Annotated in this window: 15 protein-coding genes and 1 pseudogene; 10 read left to right on the forward strand and 6 right to left on the reverse strand. The window is 41.3% G+C overall.

What is annotated here, in order from left to right; translation table 11 throughout:
- The first annotated feature begins 336 nt into the window (after nucleotides 1-336).
- From PASHI_RS11925 to PASHI_RS11945, 5 genes and pseudogenes are all read left to right on the forward strand, one after another.
- The gene (locus tag PASHI_RS11925; protein WP_062565769.1) at nucleotides 337-627 is read left to right on the forward strand and encodes a hypothetical protein; all 291 of its coding nucleotides are present in this window, start codon (nucleotides 337-339) and stop codon (nucleotides 625-627) included.
- Nucleotides 624-2,195: a PepSY-associated TM helix domain-containing protein gene (locus PASHI_RS11930; protein WP_062565770.1), complete on the forward strand. Its 1,572-nt coding sequence runs from the start codon at nucleotides 624-626 to the stop codon at nucleotides 2,193-2,195. Before PASHI_RS11925 ends, PASHI_RS11930 begins: the two co-directional genes overlap by 4 nt.
- Before the next feature lie 150 nt (nucleotides 2,196-2,345).
- The gene (locus PASHI_RS11935; protein WP_062565771.1) at nucleotides 2,346-3,227 is read left to right on the forward strand and encodes an EamA family transporter; all 882 of its coding nucleotides are present in this window, start codon (nucleotides 2,346-2,348) and stop codon (nucleotides 3,225-3,227) included.
- A 166-nt stretch (nucleotides 3,228-3,393) separates the two neighbouring features.
- The gene (locus PASHI_RS11940) at nucleotides 3,394-5,046 is read left to right on the forward strand and encodes a hypothetical protein (protein WP_062565772.1); all 1,653 of its coding nucleotides are present in this window, start codon (nucleotides 3,394-3,396) and stop codon (nucleotides 5,044-5,046) included.
- Nucleotides 5,047-5,493: 447 nt separating this feature from the next.
- Nucleotides 5,494-7,571, forward strand: a pseudogene (locus PASHI_RS11945) (TonB-dependent siderophore receptor).
- Nucleotides 7,572-7,617: 46 nt separating this feature from the next.
- Here the strand turns inward: PASHI_RS11945 and PASHI_RS11950 are convergent.
- Both PASHI_RS11950 and PASHI_RS11955 read right to left on the reverse strand, forming a co-directional pair.
- Entirely contained in the window at nucleotides 7,618-9,798 is a 2,181-nt protein-coding gene (locus tag PASHI_RS11950) for an extracellular catalytic domain type 1 short-chain-length polyhydroxyalkanoate depolymerase (protein WP_062565773.1), read from the reverse strand.
- A 218-nt stretch (nucleotides 9,799-10,016) separates the two neighbouring features.
- Nucleotides 10,017-12,971, reverse strand: coding sequence for a glycoside hydrolase family 2 protein (locus PASHI_RS11955; protein ID WP_062565774.1), 2,955 nt, complete (start codon nucleotides 12,969-12,971; stop codon nucleotides 10,017-10,019).
- Between the two features lie 703 nt (nucleotides 12,972-13,674).
- On the opposite strand from PASHI_RS11955, the gene PASHI_RS11960 reads away from it, so the two are divergent.
- Together PASHI_RS11960 and uxaC are read left to right on the forward strand one after the other, a co-directional pair.
- On the forward strand, nucleotides 13,675-16,455 hold the full coding sequence (locus PASHI_RS11960) for a TonB-dependent receptor (protein WP_062565775.1): 2,781 nt from the start codon (nucleotides 13,675-13,677) through the stop codon (nucleotides 16,453-16,455).
- A 288-nt stretch (nucleotides 16,456-16,743) separates the two neighbouring features.
- Entirely contained in the window at nucleotides 16,744-18,186 is a 1,443-nt protein-coding gene (gene uxaC / locus PASHI_RS11965) for a glucuronate isomerase (RefSeq protein ID WP_062565776.1), read from the forward strand.
- A gap of 35 nt (nucleotides 18,187-18,221) precedes the next feature.
- Here uxaC and PASHI_RS11970 read toward each other — a convergent pair whose 3' ends face one another.
- The 4 genes from PASHI_RS11970 to PASHI_RS11985 all read right to left on the reverse strand — a co-directional run bounded on the left by PASHI_RS11970 (nucleotide 18,222) and on the right by PASHI_RS11985 (nucleotide 22,006).
- Nucleotides 18,222-19,238 carry a LacI family DNA-binding transcriptional regulator gene (locus tag PASHI_RS11970; protein ID WP_054562498.1) on the reverse strand — a complete coding sequence of 339 codons (1,017 nt, stop codon included), beginning with the start codon at nucleotides 19,236-19,238 and terminating at the stop codon, nucleotides 18,222-18,224.
- Between the two features lie 88 nt (nucleotides 19,239-19,326).
- Nucleotides 19,327-20,628 carry a TRAP transporter large permease gene (locus PASHI_RS11975; protein ID WP_062565777.1) on the reverse strand — a complete coding sequence of 434 codons (1,302 nt, stop codon included), beginning with the start codon at nucleotides 20,626-20,628 and terminating at the stop codon, nucleotides 19,327-19,329.
- The gene (locus tag PASHI_RS11980; protein WP_062565778.1) at nucleotides 20,628-21,113 is read right to left on the reverse strand and encodes a TRAP transporter small permease; all 486 of its coding nucleotides are present in this window, start codon (nucleotides 21,111-21,113) and stop codon (nucleotides 20,628-20,630) included. The genes PASHI_RS11975 and PASHI_RS11980 overlap by 1 nt, the downstream gene beginning before the upstream one ends.
- A complete protein-coding gene (locus PASHI_RS11985; RefSeq protein WP_156426482.1) occupies nucleotides 21,110-22,006 on the reverse strand; it encodes a TRAP transporter substrate-binding protein in 897 nt (298 codons plus the stop codon). Before PASHI_RS11985 ends, PASHI_RS11980 begins: the two co-directional genes overlap by 4 nt.
- Nucleotides 22,007-22,385: 379 nt before the next feature.
- Here PASHI_RS11985 and PASHI_RS11990 point away from each other — a divergent pair, with 379 nt between their 5' ends.
- From PASHI_RS11990 to PASHI_RS12000, 3 genes are read left to right on the forward strand one after another with little or no spacing between them, the layout of a single operon-like run.
- Complete coding sequence (locus PASHI_RS11990; protein ID WP_062565780.1) at nucleotides 22,386-23,843, forward strand: tagaturonate reductase; 1,458 nt, start codon at nucleotides 22,386-22,388, stop codon at nucleotides 23,841-23,843.
- A gap of 2 nt (nucleotides 23,844-23,845) precedes the next feature.
- Entirely contained in the window at nucleotides 23,846-25,333 is a 1,488-nt protein-coding gene (locus PASHI_RS11995; protein WP_062565781.1) for a UxaA family hydrolase, read from the forward strand.
- The gene (locus PASHI_RS12000) at nucleotides 25,333-26,253 is read left to right on the forward strand and encodes a sugar kinase (protein ID WP_062565782.1); all 921 of its coding nucleotides are present in this window, start codon (nucleotides 25,333-25,335) and stop codon (nucleotides 26,251-26,253) included. Before PASHI_RS11995 ends, PASHI_RS12000 begins: the two co-directional genes overlap by 1 nt.
- The last annotated feature ends 22 nt before the right edge of the window (nucleotides 26,254-26,275 follow it).

A 26,275-nucleotide genomic window follows, 5' to 3' on the forward strand; every position in this document is an offset into this window, starting at 1 on the left:
ACACAAGCTTAATGATATTGCAATTGAGTTTAGTTATCATTTACAATTACATTTAACATCAGCTACAACTATAATCTTATGCTCATTTTTACCGTTACCCTGCTTGTCGTTTTCGCTGTCAGTATTTTCTACTGCACCAGAAAGCAGCAGCGATTCTTAAAAAAACCAATTAAAAAACAATGGAGATTACTTTCAATTACGTTAACCGTTTGCGCACTAATACTTGCCCTTCAACAGTTTTCAACCACGGCAACCGTGTTCTTCATCATCTTTAGCATCATGCTAATGTTGATGCTGATCCCTTTTATTAGCCTGCTGCAAAGAAAAGGATAATTCATGACAAGCTCATCTAAACGCCAGCCGACTTGGTTAGGAAAAACCCTAGCAGGTACATTCTTAGGGCTGGCACTCTCATTTATTTTCGTTGCTTTTTTTGCTTGGTATGGCCCAGGAGGCATTGATGCTCGCGATAAAGTGCAATTTAACATGTGGATGATCACGCCTGTTTGGCTAACCATTTTTAGTTTTAGTTATTTATTCAACTCAGCAAAACAAGCGTGGCTTATCCTTGGCAGCTTAACTTTGCTGCTTTATGGCGTGTTTTTTATGCTAAGGAGTGCCTCATGAAAGTAAGATCGGATATTCTTCGCACCTATCAAGGTGTACACACATGGACAGGCATCATTGCAGGTTTAGTGCTGTTTATTGGTTTTTATGCGGGCAGTTTGACCATGTTCAAGCATGAAATCCAGCAATGGGCAGCACCTATACAAGCTCCTAAAATCACCAGCTCTAATTATGACTACCAAACGCTGGTAGATACTGCGATTAATGAGCGAGGCGAGCAACTTGCCAAAGGCTTTAACCTTGATTTACATACCCAAGGTGCACCTCTTTCGTGGTATATCAAAGGCAATGCCCGAGGCATGGAGCTTGATAAAAAACTTAACTTCGCACACCTAAATGCTGATGGCACATTAAACGTCAGCGCACAAACCGAAAACGAACTTGCCGATTTAGTTGATTATTTACACCGTACAGCAGGCTTTATAGGCGAAATTGGCCATGACCAATCTGGTGTTTATATTCTTGGTATTGCCTGTGTTTTGTACTTTTTAGCTTTGGTCTCAGGGGTAATTATTTTACTGCCGACATTAGTTAAAACCTTTTTTGCACTGCGAAAAGAAAAAGGACCTAGTCGATTTTGGCTAGATAGCCATAACCTTATTGGTATCGCCAGTTTACCATTTCACTTAGTCATTGCATTTACTGTGGTGGTGTTTGCGTTTCATGATTTTATTTATGGTGGTTTAGCGCAATTTTATGATGGTAAGCCATTGTTTCAGCGCCCTGCACCTGCCGCGCAAAGTTTTCATATTGAAAACTTACCACGTATTAATGAGCAAGTACTCGCAGCGAAAAACTATGCTCCCGGCTATGAGCCAATCCACATTCGCTATAGTAATTTAAATTCGGCATCACCTTCTGCGGTGTTTATGATGAGTAACAATAATGCGGTAGTACGTGGCCCGGATACCGATTACTTATTTATGAACCCATACACGCTAGAAGTGGTTAATTCAAGCTATCCGCAAGGCGAAGATGCAGTGTGGGGTAACATGGTTGCCAGTATTTTCTCACTCCATTTTGGCACCTATGGTGGAGATTGGGGTCGTTGGGGCTACTTCGTTATGGGGTTACTTGGCGCCTTCTTATTCTATTCGGGTAATCTACTGTGGATAGACAAACGCTTCAAAAAAGATCCCAATAAACGCAGCACCTTGTTTATGGCAAAACTCACCATTGGCGTTTGTTTCGGGTCTATGATAGCTGTCGCTTTCACACTCGTTGCTGCCAAATGGCTACCTACATTTGTTAGCAACACAAACTACGCCACCCTATACAGTTATTACGCCGCTTTTTTTGCTTTTGTAATATATAGCTTCTTAAAACCTGTACAACAGGCAACCACTGCGGGCTTTTATTTACTAGCTGGCCTATGTACATTAATGGTGCTATCAACCTTACTAAAACTTGCTTTAAGTAACGTTAATTCGCTTTTTTACACAAGCTATATGGTTGATATTGTCGCTGCTATTTTTGCTGCTATTTTCTTTAAAATGGCCAAACGCCAGCAACAAAAACAGACCACGCAAACCATCATGCCAGCCTTTGAACAAGCAAGTCGAGCTTAAGCATTCTAAGTATGGGTATCAAAGCAATTTGATACCCATACTTTTGCTTTATCGAAAATCTGTGTCCGTTTAACGAAAAACATTTCTTCTCCTACAAAACATCAGTAAAATCGCCGCAAACTTAAGGTATTAACTTTCATAAGGACAGTGATGCAGCGCACCATTCCACCGTTTTTTATTGCTGTTATTTGCGTGCTTCTCGCAATGGTTACCATTCAATCTGGTGCCTCCGTTGCAAAGCAATTATTCCCTTTAATTGGCCCTGAAGGCACCACAGCACTGCGCTTAGGCTTTTCAGCTGCTATTTTGTGCCTTGTGTTTAAACCTTGGCGCGCATTTCCACCTATTGGGCAACGTATGCCTATCATCGTTTATGGCTTGAGTTTAGGTGGCATGAATATTCTGTTTTATTACGCGATTGAACGTATTCCTTTAGGGATAGGTGTTGCGCTAGAGTTTACTGGCCCCCTTGCGGTTGCTCTGCTTTCGTCACGTAAAAAACGCGACCTATTTTGGGTAGCCTGCGCCATTGCTGGCATTATTTTATTATTACCCGATATGAAAGGCGAAGACAGCCTCGACCCTGTAGGTGTTATTTTAGCCCTGGCGGCGGGTGCCTGTTGGGCGTTTTATATATTGTTTGGCAAAAAGACCGGAAACCAAGGCTCAGGCGGAATGACCGTTGCCATGGGTATGAGCGTCGCCGCGATTGTACTTGTGCCTTACGGCGCAGCTTCTCAAGGAGTTGCACTATTGAGTTGGGAAGTTTTACCGCTCGGTATTTTAGTGGCAGTCATGTCGAGTGCACTGCCCTATACCTTAGAAATGGTGGCACTACGTAATATGCCAGCGCAAGGCTTCAGCATTATGATGAGTTTAGAGCCCGCGATTGCAGCATTGGCTGGCTTTATAATCCTAGGTGAATTTTTAAGCGTGTGGCAATGGCTAGCTATTTTATTAGTGATTACCGCTTCAGTTGGCAGCTCGATGTCGAGCAATTCAGAAGATCAGAAAAGTCAGAAAAACAGCTAATTTAACACTTTAAATGCTTTTTTTAATACTTAAAGACTAAATTTTAGACTCAAAAACAGCTTTTATCGGCATTCGTAAAGTGAGGGTTCTCACTATAATGCTCACTATTAATACAAAGTGGTCTTATCTCTTTGTGTCGGAATAAACCTAATAGTGGGATTTACTTATGTCGATAAAAACTAACTTGTTACTTTCAAGCCTTGCGGTTGCAAGTGCATTAGCTACATCAAATGTTGTTGCAGCTAGCTGCCAGGGCGAAATCTTTGCAATGAACTCAGGCCGTGGTGAAACCGGTGTTGTATTTAGCCTTGACGAGCAAAACAAATCGGCTACGGCACATTCAATCGCCCAGTTTAGTTCTGCTGCGATTGCTTATGATGCCTCAACAAACCGTACTTATTATGCTTCATCACCTATTCCGTTAGAGTACAAAGTTGATGTAAGTCACCTAGACATCAGTGATGAGCAGTTTTCTCACCTACCAATTCGTGCCGATAAATTCAAATATAGTCGCTTGGCCTATTTAGATCATGCTACAGCTGAACATGTTGTGGTTGGTACAACTAAATCTGTAATTGGTATGACCTATGATGCAAGCTCTGATTCACTACTTGCAGTAAGTTTTACCAAGCTTTATAGCATTGATAAAAACACTGGCGAAGCAACTGTGCTGGCTGATTATAGCGACATTGATGGCTTAAGCCGCGCTGATTTAGTAATTAAAAATGGCGAGCTTTTATTAATAACCACAACCTCAGTTTACAGTATTGACCGCACAAGCTTTGCGGCTACCGAGCTTTCAAAACACGATTTAATCGCGGTTGGTGGTGCCACAGTTAATAACAATGGCGACCTTGTGATCAGCCGCTCTGTCATCAATGACCATGGCGATAAAAACGAATCTAAGCTATACCGTTTAGATCCGTACTCAGGCGAAACCTGCCTTGTAGCAACACTACCAGTTCGCATTAACGACTTAACGACCAATACGCAAAATGCTGTAGCATGTGATGTAGAGCCTAGCTGCTCATTACCGAGTGAACTAATCCCTTACTATTCAGAAGCAGTGATTAAACAGCTAGATAGCAACTGGAAAAGTTATGACTTTGGTGATCAAGAATTTACCGCACCAGCTGTATTTACCTCTGCGCCAACATTTAATGGTAAACACGGTGGTACAAACCGTTTAACTGACGTATCACCAACGGGATATTCTGTATCTTTCCAAGAGTGGCAATATCTGCAAGACGGCCAAGGTCACCCTAATATTGAGTCGTTTGACTTCTTAACAATGGACGAAGGTCGCTACACAATGAGCGATGGTACTATCGTTGAAATTGGCAGCTTTATTTTAAACGATACTAAAGCTTATAAAGCGGTAGAATTTAGCGAAGCATTTACAGCAAAACCACATATATTCTTGCAAACACAAACTTTTAATGGCCCTCATACAGTTTATACGCGCGTTGCAGGCTTAAATAATACAGGTTTTAGTGCTGCATTTTATGAGCAAGATAGTCTAAATGAAGGTCACCGTAATGAACGCGTTGCTTACTTTGCGATTCTTCCTGGCTCAGGTACAACGGGTACTCTAGAAACTCGTGCAGGTAATAAGCAATACAGCTTACACCAAGCTGATATAGATCATAACGGGGGCCAAATTGGCGATCATTTCTACCTGATACACGAAGAGCAATCTTTAGATGCTGAGGTAGTTCACACTAAAGAGCGAGTACAAGTAATGGATATCGAGGAAGTGAGCCTTGCTCAATCTATTACAAGTAGAGGTCCAGATAACTTTAGTATCCGCAGAAAATAAATACTCCTAAATCTAGGCGCCTTAGGGCGCCTTTTTCATATCTAATTAGTAATACCAATCCGCAATAATACTTAATCATTTTGAGGGATTAAACCTGTCGCTACCTGCGTTAAAAATTTCTGATTTACGACTGCATGGATGCAGAAGGTAGAGCAATGCAGGAGCAATTGCCGAGCACAACTAAATAACGAAATTTTTGCCTTGTTACCAACGAGGTTTTATTGCCTCAAAATAGACCACTTAATTAAGCGAATTGGTATAAACTTGCCTTTTCATACAGACAAAACTCTCCGACATAATTTGTTACATTTATTTGTATTAACATACCACTTTTGCGGTGAATGGTGATGATAACTATTATCAGTTGTGATAACTTACCCGCCAATTGTTTCCTTATTAAAAACAATAACCCTATAAAAATTTGCTAAATAACACGCGGAGATAAAAATGAAATTCACTCAGTTGCCTGTTGCAACCGCTATTCTTTGTGCACTTTACCCTCAAATCAGTTTTGCAGAACAAACAACTGACGTAGAAGCTAACCTCGAAAAAATCGAAATTGTGGGTATTCGACAAAACCGTATTAGTGAAGGCGCGACAGGTTTAGCACTAGAAATTGATGAAACGCCGCAATCAATCAGTGTGATCTCTGCTGAGCAATTAAAAAATTATTCTGCTTTTAACATTAATGATGCTTTGCGCTTAGCGCCAGGTATCAATGTTGAAGAATGGGAAACAAACCGTACCAACTACACATCACGTGGTTTTGAAATTAAGAATACACAAATCGATGGGGTTGGCTTACCGAATGACTGGGGTATCGTTACCGGCGCAATGGAAGCATACGGCTACGAAAAAATTGAAGTTATTCGTGGTGCCAATGGCTTACTCACTGGTGTAGGTAATGCATCGGGTACGCTTAACTATGTACGCAAACGCCCTAAAAACGAAAACGGCGGCGAAATCGGTGTCTCTGTTGGTTCATGGGATTTTAAACGTTTACAAGCTGACTACTCACTATTATTAACCGAATCAGGTAGTTGGGCTGCTCGTTTTGTTGCTGCCGTAGAAGATAAAGAGTCATACCTAGATGGCCTTGAGAACAACCGCGAGTTTTTCTCTGCGGTGGTAGATGGTCAGCTTACTGATAACTCAACGGTTACTATCGGTTACTCATATCAAGACGCAGATACCGATGGCAATACTTGGGGCGGCCTTGTTTATAACTACACAGATGGCACTCAAGCTAAATGGGATGTCAGCGACACAACCACCCAAGAGTGGACAATGTGGGACACCATTAATACCTCTGCATTTGTTGAATACAACTATGTTTTTGCAAACGCATGGCAGCTTCAAGCGAGCTACAACTTCCGTGGTTTTGAAGAGCAAGACAAACTATTTTATGCCAGTGGCAGCATTGATAAAGACACCAATCTTGGCCTAAGTGGTTGGCCGGGTCGCTACGACAGTGAAGTAGACGCTGATTTATTTGAAGTAAAAGCATTTGGTGCCTTTGAATTGTTTGGTAAAGAGCACCAAGCAAGCTTTGGGGTAAGCCATGCTAAAAGTGATGATGTGATGTATCAACACCCATTTGATTTTGCAATACACCGGCTTATGGACCAACCCCTGCATTTCCATATGATTTAGATGCGATCCCAGAACCTGATTGGTTAACACCGGTTCTTTATTCAGATATTGAACAAAAGCTAACCCGTTACTTTGGCTCGGCTCAGTTAAATATTACTGATAAATTATTTACCGTGGTTGGTTTTAACGCTATTGAGTTTGAACGCTCAGGCATGAATGCCGGTGCATCTATCGATAATGATGAGAGCGAGACAAGCCCATATGTCGGTTTTACCTATAAGTTAAACGATGATTTAAACTTATACGCCAGTTACTCAGATATTTATCAGCCACAAGAGCAAGCTGATTACAACGGCCAATATTTAGCACCTACCAAAGGCACTAACTTTGAAACTGGTGTTAAGGCTTCTTGGTTTGATGATGCCTTAATGACAACATTTGCTTATTTTACTGCAGAGCAAGATAACTTTGCGCAATATGCGGGCCTCACTGAAGATGGTATTTATTACTATGAAGGCGTGTCTATTGAGTCAGAAGGTTATGAATTTGAAGTCACAGGTAAAATCACCGACGCTATGAATATCGTCGCATCTTATACGCATATTGATGTAACAGATGAAAATGGTGCCGACACCAATAAATGGGCACCTCGAGATGTTGTTGGTGTAACAGTGGATTATGAATTAACAGATGCAATGGTTGTGGGTTTAAATGGCCGTTGGCAATCTAAAATTGAAAGCACTGATTACAATGTTAAGCAAGGTAGTTACGCCCTGCTAAACGCCTTCGCGCGTTGGAATATTAATGACCAAGTTGCAGTACAGGCAAACGTTAATAATATTACTGATGAGCAATACATCAATAGCTTACAAACTGTAGGTTATTATGGCGCGCCAACAAACGGTAGCCTAACTCTGACTTATAAGTTCTAAACGCTGTTTAGAAAAAAGTGTCGCCCGAATGGGCGACACGCATCTATTAATTAGGGCAATTACCTAATTCATAATACCCAGCACTGGTTTGCGCTAAGGTACTAGTATAAAAAGTGTTATAAAGACCTAGGTTATCACCTGAGCCCACCGCATAGGCGTAAGAGCCATTGGTGGTTGCGCGGTTTGCTTGCACATGTGCATAGTTGCTTGAAGTGGTTTCGCTGCATTGGTAATCACCATTCGGTGTTGAGTCACACGCATCACCCACACCATCTGCATCACTATCTAGCTGATCACTATTGGCCACCAGCGGACAGTTATCTAGGCTATCACTGACACCATCGCTGTCGGAGTCACTCGTTTCACCATCTGGAGTGCTGTCACACACATTACCAATCCCGTCATTATCGTTATCAGCTTGATCAGCATTTGCTACATTCGGGCAATTATCTGCGCCGTCGAGCACACCGTCGTTGTCTGCGTCATTAGTCGGTTCAGTGGTGGTTCTGCATGCCTGTAATGGCCCTGCACAACTTGAGTTATCATCAGCAATCCACTGACATTGATTTGTGCTCGCTGAATATTCACGCATAGTAAATGCAGCGGTTCCAAACGCTAAATAACAGGCAGAATAACCTTCGCCCCAGCTTATATGGCCTTCGTTGATATGAAGATTGTAATCGCCTGTCACGCCAGCATCGATGACAAAACTAATGCTATCTATTGATGTCAGCAAAGTATCATCGCTCGCGGTTATCACTGCGGTATTATTGCCACCCGCTAGATTGCATTGCTCAGCAAAGTACTCAAGCCCATTCACTGTAGCCGTCACATCACCATTGCTAAAACTGACCACGACAGTACTTAAGTTTTGATTATCATCAATCACCGTGCCGGTTACTGTAGCGCACTGCCCGTTTACACTTGCCGCAGTATCACTCAGTAACGGTGCTGTAGCTGCTGGCTCTGGCCCTACACGTACCGTAAGATTAGCTTCATCACCTTGTTTCGCTTCGTTATCTGTGGCACTGACACGCACTTCATAAAGACCATCGCTGAGTGCACTTGTCACCCCGCTAAAGGTATTATTCGCATCGACTTGCACGTTCAGTGACTCAATTAAGCTTGCCGCGCCTCCGGCTAGGCTATACACGTTAATATCAACATTGGTTACACTGCCTTCTAGGTCGATTGCACTGCCTGTAATGGTGAGCTGGTTATTACTGTCTGTGGCAGTTAAATTACTAATTTCAGGGCCTGCATTACGATCAACTCGTTTATTGTTAGCCGCAAAGTACTCACCGAGATAGGTTGCAAAATTAATACTGTTTGCCGCCACATAATCACCAGACGCACCTTGCCCGCCCGACCATGAGTGATCCAAATTATTAAACCACAGCATAGAAACTCGATTGTCTTGCCAAAGTGACTGCTCAGCGGTACGCGTTGCATCATCACTTATTGTCGTCGTACCTGAAAGTTGATTAACCTCATAAAGGGCAGCAAAGCCATCTGCATTTTGCTGGTTGTAACAGGTATTGACTGTGGTATCGGCAGTACCGTGACCAATCACCGCTATTTGTGTAGCAAAATGATCTTTATAACTGCCAGCATAGCTTTCACAGCGGGATACAAAGGTGTTTTCAGACACTGTTTCACAGGTCGAAATTGCCCCACTTGAACTTGTGCCGATGGTCGGCCCTGCGCTTGGTGCAACTCCGGCAAATACATCAGGCGCCACACAAGCCGTTTGTGCAGCCATTGCGGCTCCAGATGATAAGCCTGCAATATACACTTGTTTAGGGTCAATATTACGCGCTGCATCAGAACTTAATGCATTGGCTAAATTAATTAAATTCTTATAATCACCAGAGCTTCTATTGATTGCTCCTTGCCAATATGACCAGCAGCTATAGCCTGCTTTATTCATAGCATCAGGAACGGCTATTACCATGCCATGGGCTTCGGCTGCATCTTCAAGATTCGCAGTTAAGTAGTTATTAATGGGTTGCACGCAGCCATGCAGTACTAGCATCAAAGAATGGCCATTGCCTATGCTTGATTGCGTATCAGGAGTGTAAATATGAACATTATTAAAACCGCCAATGCTGACATTTTGCTGCCAACTCCCTGCAAAACTTGGCTGCGAGAAAATAGCAGCACAGAGCACTGCGAGCGGAGTAAACGACGCTGATTTTCGTTTACATAATTGTGTTACTTTTTGCATATATCGCCTTTATAGTCGTTATCATTGTTGTCTGTCAGTTGATGACTAACTCAATGTAGTAGAACTATTTAAAAAGCGACCTATAACTATAGTGCTACACCTACAAGAAACCTTAACCCCAAATAACCACTTTTTATTAATGCACTTTAGTGGATTAAAACAAAAAAGCGCTGCAGGTTTCTGCAGCGCTTTTACTAAAACAAATGAGTCTTTGTAAATTAATATATCGTTAGCTTGATATTGTTTATTCCTCTTTCTGCCACAGGTCGACCTTGTGGGCCAAGGTGGTGGGCTGCATGGAACTTAGACCCTATTGCACTAATTCTGTGTAAGAAGCTAATTTCTTCATCATATTTAAGTGCTAATGTATTATCAGGACGCTCACCATCATCAGGCTGCATAACTCGCGCATATAGATCTGGAGTTGCAGTAGAGAAAGTGATTTCACTTTGCTCAGAGCTTAATGTAAGCCACTGAATATCCGAGAAGTACCCTTTAAACTCTGGTAATTCCCAGCGCTCGCCAGCAACGCCTTCATTATAATCATTTTCCCAAACAGAGTAGTTTACGCCCTCTAAGCGGTTAGCCCATACACGGTAAGGACCATCACCTAACCAACGTTTATGCTCAATTGCTTTTTTCGGATAATTAAAACCAACGCCATGAAGGATGTATTCACCGTCAAGCCAGTAATCAACATCCATTGATAAATGACCTTCAGGGTGAACAGTCCAAGTTAGCTTTGTAATGCCTGCTGGCGGGTTCATCACTTCAATCACTAAATCATTAGCAATAATTTCAGACTTTAATTCTGTCGGTTTTTTATCTTGTTGCGCTTCTTTCTCAGCATTTGGATCATGAGTTAGCCATGAACCAATACCATTATAAACCCCTTTATTTAGTGAGTTATCAGAACGAAGTAGCTTAGGACCATTTGTCAACGCCGCAGTTTGACCTTGCTTACTGTATGACTTTAATAGACCTGTTGTTGCATCAAAAATAATTGTTCTATCAGCAGCCTTAACCGCTAACTCAGATTCGTTTTGACTAACAATTTGAGCTGGTTTAGTTGCTGATGCCTGATTTTCAAATTGCTCTTGAGTTAATTTTGCAAGTTTAGCCGCACTTTGGATAGGCCAAGCATCTGTCCAAATTGAATTCTGCTGCTGGTCAAAAAATTCAACCTCTAACCAACCATTTTGCTGCCAATTGTCAGGTAAGTTCAATTGTACTGTTCCTGTCGAGTCTGGCTTAATAGCAGGGAGTGTGGCTTTATTGCTCGCTACAAGCTGCTTCTTATCAGAAAACGCAGTCACTGGCTGATATAAACGCCACTCGAGCGACATAGTTGATAGATCAACAAAGTCATACAGGTTTTTAACTTGCAACTGACCGTCAAAAGAACCGGCAAGTAACTGGCCATTCTTTAAGTTTTCAACTTGGATTGGTGACCAAATTTCTTTAATTGTAAAAAAGCTCGCTTCTTTTTCACCATAAGGTCCAACAATACCATCTGGCGCATGGTTAAAGTCGGTATCAACACGGCCATTTTGATCTGTACGCTCAACACCCTCATCAGCAAACACCCATAGGAAACCACCGGCACCAACAGGAGTTGACATCATGAAGTCCCAAAAATCTCTCAAACCTGCACCATGGCCACCATCATACAAGCCATGTAAGAACTCGGTTGGGAAAAATACTTCATTACGGGCTTTTTTAGCTACTAGTTCCGAGTAAGTTGGGTAATGATCAGTATCGATATTACGGAACAACTCCCAAGGATGAAGAATTGGACGGTTTTGAATGTCATAAAGGTGATAATCATCATCAACATCGGTATTAAAACCGCCTTCATTACCGTTCGCCCAGAATAAAATACTTGGGTGTGCTTGGTCGCGTTTAACAAGCTGAGCAACTAGGCGTCTCGCTGATGGCGTATCAATAACTGGCTTTTGCCATGTGCCTAACTCATTAATAACATAAATACCAAGACGGTCCGCCGCTTCTAAAAAGTGCACATCGGGTGGATAATGCGACATTCTAACAGCATTCATGTTCATGCTTTTCATCGTCTTAATGTCATCGATGCTGGCTTGTTTAGTCATAGTACGTCCAGTTGCTGGACGGAAGCTGTGACGGTTAACCCCTTTAAGGATAATTTTTTCGCCATTTAAATATAAGCCGTCATGTGGGCGTAATTCAAAAGTTCTAAAGCCAAAGGTTTTATTGAACCTATGTAGAGTTTTAGAGCCCTCTTTTAAATCAATACGTACTTGATATAAATTAGGCGTCTCGGCGCTCCAAAGCTTAGGAGAGTCCACGTTAGTTGCTAAGTTAACCTTGTTACCATTAAGTGTGGCATTAAACGTTTCACTTACAGGGTTGCCATCTAAATCTAAAATTTGTGCTTCAACTGCAGAAGCATTTGATTTATCTAGTCCTTCGAGATAAACATCCATTTTAAATTCACCAGACGCTTTTGCATCTAATGAAACCCAATCAATATGAGATTGTGGCAAAGACTGTAAAAAGACTTGACGATAGATACCACCGAACACCCAGTAGTCTGCTGCGCGTTCTGCTGCTTCGATACTTTTGTTAGCCGAAACTTTATCTACCACAACCTTTAGCTCATTAGCTTCACCACTTTTTAAATATGGCGTTATGTCATAGCTGAATCGATAAAAACCACCTTGGTGGGTTGGGCCCACTTGTTGTTGGTTCACAAACACAGTGGCATCTGTCATCACACCATCAAAAACAATTTCAATTTTGCGACCAGACCAATCAGCAGGTAGGGTAAAATCACGACGATAAATACCTTGTTCGCTATGTTTATCTGGGATGTAGCCGTAATCATAGTTACCGAAGCCTTGTTGCTCCCAGTTAGAAGGAACATCTATTTTGCTCCATTGACCACAGTTTTGCCCTTCACTACAGTAAAAGTCCCATTTCACCGCATCATCACTGCCGGTGCCGCTTAACATCATGATGTCTGTTTTAGCTTGATCATTAGGCTGAACGTCAACACTTTGCTGACTATTACAGGCTACAAACAAGAAGCTTAAGCAAGCGATAAACGCATTTCTTATAATACTGGTTTCAAACCATGCAGGTTTGCTTATTAACCTTAACTTTTTTTCAAGCCGGCCAAAATAATCCTTCCTCATATGTGTTCCTCTAACTGTTGAAATTATAATGTTTTTAGAAAATTTTAAGTCTACACAAGCTTATATTAACACCAATTATATACATATCATAATACAATTGCCACCGGTAGCATTTTGAGCTTCATCCTCCTTGCGTGCTTGTTTTACGCATCATATTTGACACCACAAAACGTACTATCATATTAATTTTAATAAATAAATTAATAATTATGTCATTTATTACTTAGCTTGCACCAAAAAGAAATATAGCTTTGCACAACAACAGAACAAACTCTTCCTGAAGCAGAAAATAATACAAACCGCTATGCAACTACACATCTAAATTCTTTATTTGAAAATCATTAAAAAATTAAACCGTTGATAATGAACGACTTATTTTTAAAATACACAGAAATAAGTAACAAATTATTAAAAAGAATATAATAATACTTAAACATCTAAATTTTCTGTGTTATAAAATTTAGGAGCGTGGTTATGGGGATGAAGACAACACAACAAGCCTGGCATGCTTACTTGCGGTGCAACTATTTGGCTAAAAATGCCACCGGTGGCAAAAATGCAGGAAAAATACACTTATTAAAAAAACACACGATATCAGCACCTTGTCGAACATTAGAGGTTTTTCTAATGATGCTGATTTAACACTGAATCAAATAACTTCTGTTATTGATTCGCATTAAAATAATTTTGGAGGTTATTTTAAATGTTTAAGAAAACGACATTAGCCAGCACAATTTGTATGGCCCTTTTTGGGCAATGTGTTTATGCAGCAGATGAGGCTGCAGAGCAAACACAAAACGCTCAAGCAAATGACAACAATGATTCCCTTGAAATAATTGAGGTTGTTGGGATCCGAAGCAGCTTAAATAAAGCCGTTAATATCAAGCGCCAATCAATTCAGGTTGTTGATGCAATTGTTGCCGAAGATATTGGTAAGTTTCCTGATAATAACCTTGTTGAGGCGCTACAACGTGTAACGGGTGTACAGGTAACAGACCGCGCATCGGGTGAAGTAAATACTGTTACAATCCGTGGCTTAACCGATGTTACAACAACAATTAATGGCCGCGAAATGTTCACCGCAGCAGGGCGTCAACTTGCTGTTGCAGACATACCTGCAGCATTACTTGAAAGTGTAGAGGTATACAAAACACGCAACGCCAGCCAATTAGCGAGCGGTATTGCGGGTCAACTTAATGTTCGCACCCAACGCCCATTTAATTTTGAAGGCTCAAAGGTTGTGGTCAATGCCCGTGGCGTTTATCAAGACCAATCTGAAGAAACCGATCCTATAGTGAGTGTGCTTGCCAGCAATCGTTGGGAATCATCAGTTGGTGATGTCGGCGCATTAATTAACCTTTCATTTGCTAGCACCAGCTACCGAGATGAAAATAGTGCACCAGGTGGTTTCGTGCCATTTAGAGCTGATAACTTAAATCGCATTTACCCATGGCCAACAGGCCTTGAACACGGTATGGACAGAACGCCAGGGGCAACCATGTATGACCCTGCAACTGACAGTGAGGTTGAGTACTATCTAAGTCGTGACGCACTAAATCAGTCAGATCTAACTGGTAAACGTGAACGCCCGGCAGTAAACCTGTCATTTCAATGGGCACCAAATGATACATCAGAGTATATTTTCGAAGCATTTTACAATGGCTACCGCAACGAAAGTAATAACCACCTACTATTTTCATACGCAGATTCTTCACGGGTAGAAACCGTGACACAACCAGTGTTGTTTGAAGGCACAAATGTCATCAAATCTCGTGCTTGGGGTGACTCAGGTGCATTTACCAGCGGCGACTTTTCTAAGAGCCAAACTGATAGCTACATGTTTGCATTAGGTGGTAAATGGGCGCTATCTGAAGATGCAACACTAAAATCTGAGTTGGTCTATCAAACAAGTAAATATGAACGTGAGTTTGTTGCTATGCAGGCAAATACTCGTTTCCCATTTGTCATGGCAGACTTCAATCATGAAGACGGCATCATGGCATGGACTGTTTACGATGAAGAGTTTGGTACTCCACTTGATTTAACCGATCCAAGCTTATGGACCACCAGTACCATGTTCGACAACGGCGGTGAGGATAATGGTGATGGCTTAACATTCACGCTTGACCTCGACTTCTATGTTGACTGGGGTATCTTTACAAAAGCTAAAGCAGGTGTTCGTTATGATAAACGTACAGCTGATAGCAGTAGTCGTGATTCTAATCGATTTAACCCTATTCCATTAGCATCTCTAGGCTCAGAAGCGCACTACGTAAATAGTGATTTCTTTGATGGGAAAAGTGATTTGCCGAGATCATGGGTTGCCTTTAATGCAAAAAACTTATGGCAAAACCGTGCAGAGTATCGTGATACGTTTAATTTCTACGATAGCGCCGATGGCGAGCGTCGAATGACGCTACAAAAGAACTTCGATATCGATCAAACTTCATGGGCTGCGTATGTGCAAAGCCAATTTGAAACACAACTTTTTGGTAATCGATTAGACGGTGATATTGGTCTTCGCTATACCTACGCAGGCGCTGACATGGACTTTTACCACTGGGATGGAGAAGTTGGTGGCATAGTACAAAGTACTGGCCGAAACAGTAGCGCAAAGTTCTTACCTAACTTAACGCTACGCTATCATTTAAGCGATGATTTAATTACTCGTTTTGCTTATACGCAAACCTTACGCCGCCCAGAGTTTGGCCAATTAAATAGTTTTATTAATTTACGTCCAGACACTACAAATGTTGGCTATGGCAACGCAAGCGGTGGTAATCAAAGTCTACGCCCAGTTGAATCTACGAACTATGACTTCTCACTAGAATACTACTTTAATGAAGGTAGCTCAGCGTATGCGACCTACTTCTACAGAGATATAGAAGGATTTGTTTTTGATTCATTACGCCAAGCTCAATTTCCAAACCCAGAAACAGGCGAGATGGAAGATTATATACTTTCTCAACCCGGCAACACCTCCAATGGTGTTCTTAAAGGCGTTGAAGTTGGCTTAGTTTACTTCCCTGAATCTGTTCCACAATGGTTAGATGGTATTGGCCTTCAAGCAAGTGGTACCTTCTTGGATTCGGATCAAGACATTCCAATCTTTAGCAACGAAGGTGAGTTAACAGGATACACAAACAGAAGCGTATTTGGTGTTTCAGATACCTCTTACAGCGGTGTATTAATTTATGAACGAGAAAATTTCAGCACTCGCCTCTCTTACGTTTGGCGTGACTCATTCTTAAATCGCTATGGCTCAGGTCGTTTCGCGCATCCACGAGGAGTTTATCGTCGACCAGAACAAAGTTTAGACTTCCAAGTAAGTTACGATGTCACTGAAGACTTAGTTGTGACATTTGATGCGACAAACCTAACAGATGAGGTTTACCGTCAATACTACGAACTACCAACTGTTCTAAACGACTCAGCATCTATTTATAGCCGTACATTCGGCTTAGGATTCCGCTATAGCTTCTAACTAAGTTTAGCAAAACCAAGGAAGGTTTATTTGATTTCCCCATCAAGTTAGAAAATAAAGCACTGTACCTTCAGGGTCGGTGCTTTTTTCATTTTAGATAGACTAGATTTATCTTCGCGCAACAACATTGCCACCGGTGGCAACATTTGCTAAAGTTGATTGCATAAATAACAGTCTTAGGCCATTAAAAAACAACTAACGTGCCTAAGTTACTCACTGCTAATTAAGTTTAGTCATTACATATTTAAATTTTGCCACCGCTGGCAACGCAAGATTTTGAGGAACCTTATGTCAATTAAATCACAGCCGCTTTCACTTCACCCTGATAGGCTATTTTCGAGTGACCCGGCAATTGTTAGTGTTGCCCGAGAGCTTTATGAAGAAATAAAAGATCTTCCAATAGTCAGCCCACATGGCCATACAGACCCAAAGTGGTTTAATAAAAACCCTAACTTTGGCAACGCCACTGAACTCTTTATAAAACCAGATCACTATGTATTTAGAATGCTTTACAGCCAAGGTATTGAATTAACCGAGCTTGGTATTCCTGAGCATGGTATCGATGGCGATTTAACACGATCAAAAAATGCAGATCCAAAAAAAGCTTGGCAGATTTTTGCAGATAACTATTACCTATTTGCAGGTACCCCAAGTGGCTACTGGTTAGATGCCGTTTTTTGTGATGTATTTGGTTTTAAAGAAAAGCTTAACTCTGAAAACGCACAACAATACTACGATAAAATCACCGCTGAACTTGCAACAGATGCTTATAAACCGCAAGCATTAATGGATCGCTTTAATATAGAGCTCATAGCAACAACTGAAGGTGCATTAGACTCACTTGAACACCACAAAGAGATGGCTGAAACGGCCATGGCCAAACGAGTTATAACCACATTTAGGCCTGATGATATTGTGGATGCGAGCCGAGAAGACTTTACTGACAATCTCACTAAGCTTGGTGAGTTAACAGATCAAGATACCAGTACTTGGCAAGGTTATTTAGAAGCAGTTCGCATTCGTCGCGCTTACTTTAAAAAAGAAGGTCGAGCAACTGCAACCGACCATGGTCACCCCAGTGCGATTACTGCTGATTTATCACTATCTGAATGTGAAGCATTATTTAAAAAATGCCGCACAGGTAACGCGACAGAACAAGAGCAAGAACTATTTCGTGGCCAAATGCTAACGGAGCTGGCAGGTATGAGTATTGAAGATGGCCTTGTGATGCAAATTCATCCTGGTGCACATCGTAATCATAACCAGCCAATTTTCAATCAATTTGGCCGTGATAAAGGCGCAGATATTCCAAGCCAAACCGAGTATGTTAATGCGCTTAAGCCTCTTTTAAGTAAATATGGTAATCATCCAAAGTTAAAAATCATTTTATTTACCCTAGATGAAACGACTTACAGTCGTGAGCTGGCACCGCTTGCTGGTCACTACCCTAGTTTAAAACTAGGTCCGGCATGGTGGTTTCATGATAGCCCTGCCGGTATGCTGCGTTTTCGTCAGCAAACAACTGAAACCGCAGGTTTCTATAATACGGTCGGTTTTAATGATGACACGCGAGCTTTTCTATCGATTCCAGCAAGGCATGATGTAGCACGTCGAGTTGATTGCCGCTACTTAGCAGAGCTTGTTACAAATCATCAAATAACAATTGAAACAGCCCACGAGCTTGCTTATCAACTAACTTATGGGTTGGTTAAAAAGGCGTATAACTTATAAAAATCTAGCACGGCATTACTGCCATAATGTCGTGCTTACTCAGGAACGCGAGATGTTGATTCGCGTGTCACCAAATGCGGCGTTACTGTTTTTGGCATAGGTAGTTTGTCTTGATTACCACGAGAGCGATTAATCAACTTTTGTACGGCTAAGCATGCCATATTAAATACAGGTCGGCGTATTGTTGTCAGCGATGGAATGATCCGAGATGCAAGAATATTGTCATCGAACCCCGCGACCGATAACTGTTCTGGCACTTTAATGCCTTGGTTGTTAGCCACACGGAGCACAGCTGCGGCCATCTCATCATTATTAGCAACGATTGCTGTTGGCCTAGGTTGTTTGCTTAACAACTCCCTAGCGCACTCTAAACCACTGTCGTAACTATTTTTGCCTTCAACAATATATTCTGAGGGTAAATTTACATCATAAACCTGCAATTCAGCTAAAAAGCCAGCTAAACGCTCTATTGATGAACGATAATTTTGTGGGCCAGATATAAAGCCAATGTCCTGATGGCCTAATTCGACTAAATGGTCTGCCATATCACGCATTGCTGCACGCTCGTCAGATACAACAATATTATCAGCGTCATCCAAATCAACTGATGCAAGCCTTACGTATGGACAATCAACATCTCTTAAAGCTGCAGCGAGCTCTTTGTTTTCTGATACCGGAGGCAAGATAATGACGCCATCTAATTTTGAACGAGCGATAAAACGTAAGCAGTCATCAACAAAATCTTCGCGTTTTGCAGAACCTGGGTGTACCACTAACTCGTAGCCTAATTCAGCACAGACACTCAATGCACCTCGTTGCACTTCATCAATATAGAGTGCATCAGGGTTATCATAAATTAGCCCTAACAAATACGAACGGCTTGAGGCTAACCCCCTGGCTTGCTTATCTGGCGAGAAGCCTGTTTGCTTTATTATCTCAAGCACTTTTTCACGTGTTGCTTCACCTACCGCAGGGGAGCTATTTATTACACGAGAAACGGTACGTTTTGATACCCCCGATAAGCGGGCAATATCATTAATTGTCACTGACATAGAAGATTCCGAAATAACTAACTTAGCTATAGTAGCACCAAGCTTTTATCCATAAAAGCTGTTAACTCTAGCAAAGCAATTGTTTTTATTAATCAATCAACCCTAGTAAGCGAGGTAAAAACTCACTTATGGCAGGTAAATAGGTCACCAACATAAGCACCATAAACATCACGCAATACAAAGGCAGCATTGGCTTAATGATTTTATGAAGCGAAGTTTTTGCTACTGCGCAGCTGACAAACAATACACTACCAACCGGCGGCGATACCAAACCGATTGATAAATTAAGCACTATCATTACCCCAAATTGCACCGGTGACATGCCAAACTGTGCTGCAACGGGCAAAAAGATCGGAGTAAATATAAGCACTGCAGGTGTCATATCAATAAAAGCCCCCACTAATATTAAAATGATATTGATTAATAACAAAATTAGTAATGGGTTATCACTTAAGGTTAAGAAAAATTGACTCACCATTTGCGGAATGTGTGAATAGGATAAAACCCACGACATCGCACTAGAAGCGGCAATAATGAGCATCACGATTGCCGTTGTCTCACAAGCTTTTAGCAGTAGTTTAGGTAACTCATCTAGCGATAATTCTTTATAAACAAAAACGGCTAAAACCAGTGCATATAATACAGCGACAGCCCCGGCCTCTGTGGCTGTGAATACTCCGCCTATAATACCGCCAATAACGATTATTATGAGTAACAAACTAGGGATGGCTGCAATCACTTTTTCTAAAACCAAAGCAAGTGGTAAACGTGCTGCTACGGGATAGTTGTTTTTTAAAGAATAGGTAGCACAGACCAACATCAGTGTTAAGCCCAGTAAAATACCTGGTAAATAACCGGCAACAAACAATGCCGCGATCGACACACCGCCACTTGCTATGGCATAAATAATTAAGATGTTACTTGGCGGTATTAGCATACCTGTTGTTGCTGCGCTAGCCGTAACTGCGGCGGCGAAGTTTTCACTATAACCGTGCTTTTTCATTTCTGGCACCATAAAGCTGCCTATCGCCGATGTGGCCGCCACTGCAGAACCAGAAATTGCGCCAAACATCATACAAGACATCACATTGACCAGCGCTAGACCGCCCGGTAAAAAACCGACCATAGCCATAGCAGATTCAATTAAACGCCTAGCAATGCCCCCCTGCCCCATGATCAGACCCGATAAAATAAAAAACGGAATAGCCAGTAGTGCAAAACTATCTATTCCACCTATCATTTGCTGCGCAATGGTCGTTGCCGCTGGAGTAAAATCCATGTGTAAAACCAGTGCTAACAAGGTCGACAGAGCAATACTAATTGAGATCGGAACATTGATTAACAGTAGTGTGAAGAAGCAAACTAGCAACAAGATGGCTGTCATTTCCATTATTCTTGCTCCTGTGTTTGTCTAAAAAAATAAATGATATTTTCAATGCAATTAAGTGTGATAAGTACGCCGCTAATTGGCAAAGCAACGTAAATAAACCCCATATTGATCCCAAGAGCAGCTGAACGTTGATCTAATGCAAAGCTTAAGTTCATCAACATACCGCCTCCATAAACTAATAGGCTGAGCGCGGTAATCAGTACTGAAAACTCAATTAAAAATGAACACTTACGACGTATCGTTGGAATCATCTTCTGATAGAAAAGATCAAGCCCTAAGTGTGCTCGGGTACGATAGGCATACGAAGCACCTAAAACGCCAATCCACATAAGTAAAAAACGAGCAAGTTCTTCAGTGTAAGAGTTAGGAGACCGCAAAATAAAGCGTGAGAACACCTGCCAACTAACGACTGCAACAATGGCAAACATCGCAACAATTAATACCCATTCAATGAGCTGATTTATTTTCGCATTAAACTCTTTCATAACGCCTCCTGCATCGCTTTTATTGCCGCAATTTGTGCGGCGATAGGCGTGCCTTTAAATGAGGCATGAAAAGGGGCTACTTTCTCTTGAAACACTTGTTTATCTGGGTAAATAACCTCAACACCCGCATCAACAACGGCCTGTAATGCCTGATCAGAAGCTGATTGCCACAAACTACGTTGATAGGTAACAGAATCTTGCATTGCTAACTTCAGCCAGTGTTGCTGCTGAGTCGTTAATTGCTGCCAAACCTTTTGACTAGCAACTACGATGTCAGGCACAAAAGTGTGTTCATCTAAGGTGTAGTATTTCGCAATTTCATAATGACGAGATAGGTAATAGCTAGGCGGGTTATTTTCTGCACCATCGACAACACCTTGTTGCAGCGCAGAATAAAGTTCACCCCACGCAATGGGAGTGGCAGCGCCACCTAAAGACTGCACAGTAGCAATAGCCATTGGGCTAGTTACAACTCTAATTTTGCTACCAATTAAGTCATCGGGCGTTCTAATAGCTGCATCTGTTGTGTAAAAACTGCGACTACCCGCATCATAATAGCCAAGCCCTTTAAGGCGAGCTACAGCTAGGTCATCAAGCAATTTTTGCCCAAGCTGACTATTGAGTACTTTCCAAAAGTGCTCACTATCGTTAAATAAATAAGGCACCCCAAATACTTTCATTTGAGGCACAAAGCCTTCAAGTGGGCTTGACGATACTTTTGTCATCGACAAACTACCGATTTGTAATAGCTCTATTAACTCTCTTTCCGTGCCTAATTGTGCTGCGGGATAAATTACAATTTCCATTTGATTATCAGAGTAATAAGCTAAACGTTCTGCCATATACTCCATGGCTTGATGAGTAACATGGCGGCTATCTAATGTATGCGCCATTGTTAAGCGAATAACCTTGTTGTCGTCACTGCAAGCAGTGATAAAAAGTAAACAGCAGCAGAGAAATAGCGTGCTCAGAAGATTTTTATGCATTGTTGTGTCTTCTTTGTGTGTTCAATTGTGTGTTCATGTTGTCTTATATAATCCTTTATATTTCATTAAGGTACATGGCAATCCAAGCTATGACCTGCGTATCCATTTAAAAAATTTTGTGAGTTTTAAATGGAAAGCTATAAACAAACGTTAATTGTATTACTTATTTGTTAAAGGCCAGTTTTGACTACCGGTAGCAAATTGTCAAATCTTATTTGCCACCGGTGGCAAAATTAACTACTATGTTCAGCAATACACTGTAACAATGCTAAGAGCGGGCACAAAAATGCAAACTTTAAATCGTAAAAACTTTAATAAAAACAAATATCCAACGAGTATAATGCAGTTTGGAGAAGGCAATTTTTTACGTGCATTTGTCGATTGGCAAATAGATAAGCTTAACGAACAAACCGGTTTAAATGCCGGTGTTGCTATCATCAGACCCATCGACTACGACTCGCTGCCACTTCTTAATACACAGGATGGCTTATATACCTGTATTATTCGTGGTATCAATGAGCAAAACAAAGCTGTTTCTGAGCAGCGTATTATCAGTTGCGTTAACGAAGAAATCCCAGTTTACAAAGAGTTTGATAACTATTTAAAGCTTGCCGAGAACAGCGACCTTAAAGTCATTTTTTCGAATACGACAGAAGCCGGCATTGAATACATTCCCGAGGACAAGTTATCTGATACCCCTGCAAAGGCATTTCCTGCAAAACTAACGCAATGGTTATTTCACCGCTTCAAGCACTTCAATGGTGCAAGTAGTAGTGGCATGATCATAATTCCTTGCGAACTTATTGATTATAACGGCGAAAAGCTTAAAGAGATTGTATTGCAGTACAGTCAGTTATGGGATTTACCAAGCGAGTTTGTAAACTGGCTTAACGAGCACAATCATTTTTGTTCATCCCTCGTTGATCGTATTGTGACGGGATTTCCGCGCGATGAACATCAAGCTTTACAGCAACAATGCGGTTATTACGACAACTTCATGGTAACAGCAGAATACTTTCATTTATTTGTGATCCAAGGGCCACAACATTTAGCTGATGTATTACACCTTGAAGGAAGTGACTTAAATATTAAGGTTGTTGACGATATTGCGCCTTATAAACAACGAAAAGTGGCTATTTTGAACGGTGCACATACCGCTATGGTTCCACTTGCCTATATGGCAAATATTGATTCGGTTGGCGAGGCTCTCGCTTCACCTCTGCTTGAAAAATACGTTACTAAACTGATATTTGATGAAATCATCCCTACTCTATCCTTACCTAAAGAAGAGTTGCAGATTTTCGCTAATGACGTATTAAACCGCTTTAGAAACCCTTATATATGTCACCTACTGATGTCTATTTCATTAAATAGCATGACTAAATTCAAAACACGCTTGTTACCTCAATTAGAGCAATATATTAGCGACAACAAAACTGTACCACCACTCATCGCAACAGCTTTAGCTGGGCAAATATTGTTTTATCGTGGCGAGCGAAATGGCGACAAAATTGAATTAGCCGACAGTCCAAAGTGGTTGGCTTTATTCAACGAGCAATGGCAACAACATCAGCAAGGATCAATAACAACCAATGAGCTAGTAAGCTCTGTGTTAGCTGCTAAGTGGCATTGGGATAAAGACTTAAATGAAATTGCAGGCCTTACAGATAAAGTGACTGAGCAACTAAGTCTAATGCTATCAAGCTCAGTTGAACAAACGCTTGTTAACTTATTGGAGTCATAAGCATGAGCAGACTATTACGACTTCACAATACTGATGATGTGGCCATTGCCTTACAGCCAATCAATGCAAATGAAAGAATCGAATTTGAAGGCTTTTCTTTTAAAACGTTAGAAGACATAGATAAGGGTCATAAAGTTGCGCTTAAGCCGATTGCTAAGGGTGAGCGAGTCATTAAATATGGCGCCCCAATTGGTTTTGCACTTGAAGATATTAATCCTGGCGCATGGGTACACACACATTGCATTAAAACAACGTTGCATGATGAATTAACATACCAATATCAGCCAGAGTTCGTTGCACAAGCCCCCGAGGAACCATCACCTGAGGTCAATATTTACCGTCGTGCTAATGGTGAGATTGGTATTCGTAACGAGATATGGTTGATCCCAACCGTTGGCTGCGTGAATGGCATGATCAAACAAATGAAAGATGAGTTTTTACGTAACCATGCTGATCTTGAAATTGATGGCGTACACATATTTCCACATCAATTTGGCTGCTCTCAGTTAGGCGATGATTTAGAAACCACAAAAGTTTTATTGCAAGATATGGCTTTACACCCAAATGCCGGTGGTGCGTTAATCGTTGGTCTAGGGTGCGAAAACAACCAATTAGCTGCTTTTAAAGCGGGTTTAGGTGAAATAGACGAATCACGAATTAAGTTTTTAATTTCACAACACTCTGATGATGAAGTTGAAGATGGCGTAGCTCTGCTTGAAGAAATCTACAGCGTCGTTAAACACGATAAGCGAGAAACCGGCAAGCTCAGTGAAGTAAAATTTGGTCTTGAGTGTGGAGGCAGTGATGGACTCTCAGGGATCACAGCCAACCCCATGCTTGGCTACTTCTCTGATTACTTAATTGCTCAAGGGGGCACAACAGTCCTGACGGAAGTCCCCGAAATGTTTGGTGCAGAAACATTACTCATGTCTCGCTGTAAAGATGAAGAAACCTTTAATCAACTTGTCAACATGGTTAATAACTTTAAAGGTTATTACAAAGCACACAATCAGCCTATTTACGAAAACCCTTCTCCTGGTAACAAAAAAGGTGGAATTAGTACATTAGAAGATAAGTCGTTAGGTTGTACGCAAAAGGCCGGCACAAGCAAAGTACAAGCGGTGCTTGAGTATGGTGAACGCTTAAGTGTCGCTGGTTTAAATTTACTTAATGCACCGGGTAATGATCCCATTGCCACCAGCGCACTTGCCGCTGCAGGCTGTCATATTGTGTTATTCACAACTGGCCGAGGTACGCCTTATGGTGGCTTTGTTCCGACTTTAAAAATTTCTACTAACTCAGAGCTGGCAAATAAAAAAACGCGCTGGATAGACTTTGATGCTGGTGTGCTAGTCAACGGTAAAAGCATGCCTGAAGTGCATCAGGAATTTGTCGATTTATTAGTTGAGATAGTAAACGGTAAGCCAACATGTAACGAAGTTAATGATATTCGTGAAGTCGCCATTTGGAAAAAAGGAGTCACTCTGTAATGCAGGCTAAAAAAGTCGCCATTATTGGAGAATGTATGGTGGAATTGTCTGGCCAGCTATTCGCAACCATGCAACAAAACTTTGGTGGTGACACCATGAATACCGCAATTTACCTAAAGAAATTAGCGGGCGAAAGAATTGATGTCTGTTATGTAACTGCCATGGGCGAAGATGCATTAAGCCAAGCTATGATAGCTCGTTGGCAGGACTATCAAATAAATTGCGACTTTGTTCTTAAAGATAAGCAAAGACATGCTGGCCTTTATATGATTCAAACAGACCAACATGGCGAGCGTTCTTTTCAATATTGGCGCAATAATTCTGCTGCAAAACACCTTGTTCAGCAGCCAACATTTTATAATATCATCAATAAATTAACTGAGTTTGATGCTGTTTATTTATCAGGCATTAGTTTGGCAATTTTGCCCCCAGATGATTGCTATGCATTACTTAACGAGCTGACAAACTTAAAACGCGCAGGTGTAAAAATTATTTATGATAGCAATCACAGGCCTTCGTTATGGCACTCAATGCAATACTGTCAGGATATTAATAAGCGGATGGCGCAATTAGCCGACCTGGCTTTGGTTACGTTTGATGATGAAGCACTGATTTGGAATTGCAAAGATATTTCAGCTTGTAGAGAGTGGCTTCATGGATTAGGCGTTAAAGAACTTATAATTAAAGATGGTGGAAATGGGTGCCAATACAGTACATTAGAGCAGCAAAATGCAACGCATTATCCTACCAATAAAATTAATAAAGTCATTGATACAACAGCGGCAGGAGATGCATTTAATGCTGGTTTTTTATCGGCTTGGCTGCAGGATCAAGCTATTGAAGAATGCGCAAAACAAGGAAATTATATTGCAGGGCAAGTCATTCAGCACCAAGGTGCTATCGTTGAGATAACAACCTAAGTTTTACTAAAATAAGGTTTAA

It is taken from the genome of Pseudoalteromonas shioyasakiensis, from assembly GCF_001550135.1.
Classification (GTDB): domain Bacteria; phylum Pseudomonadota; class Gammaproteobacteria; order Enterobacterales; family Alteromonadaceae; genus Pseudoalteromonas; species Pseudoalteromonas shioyasakiensis.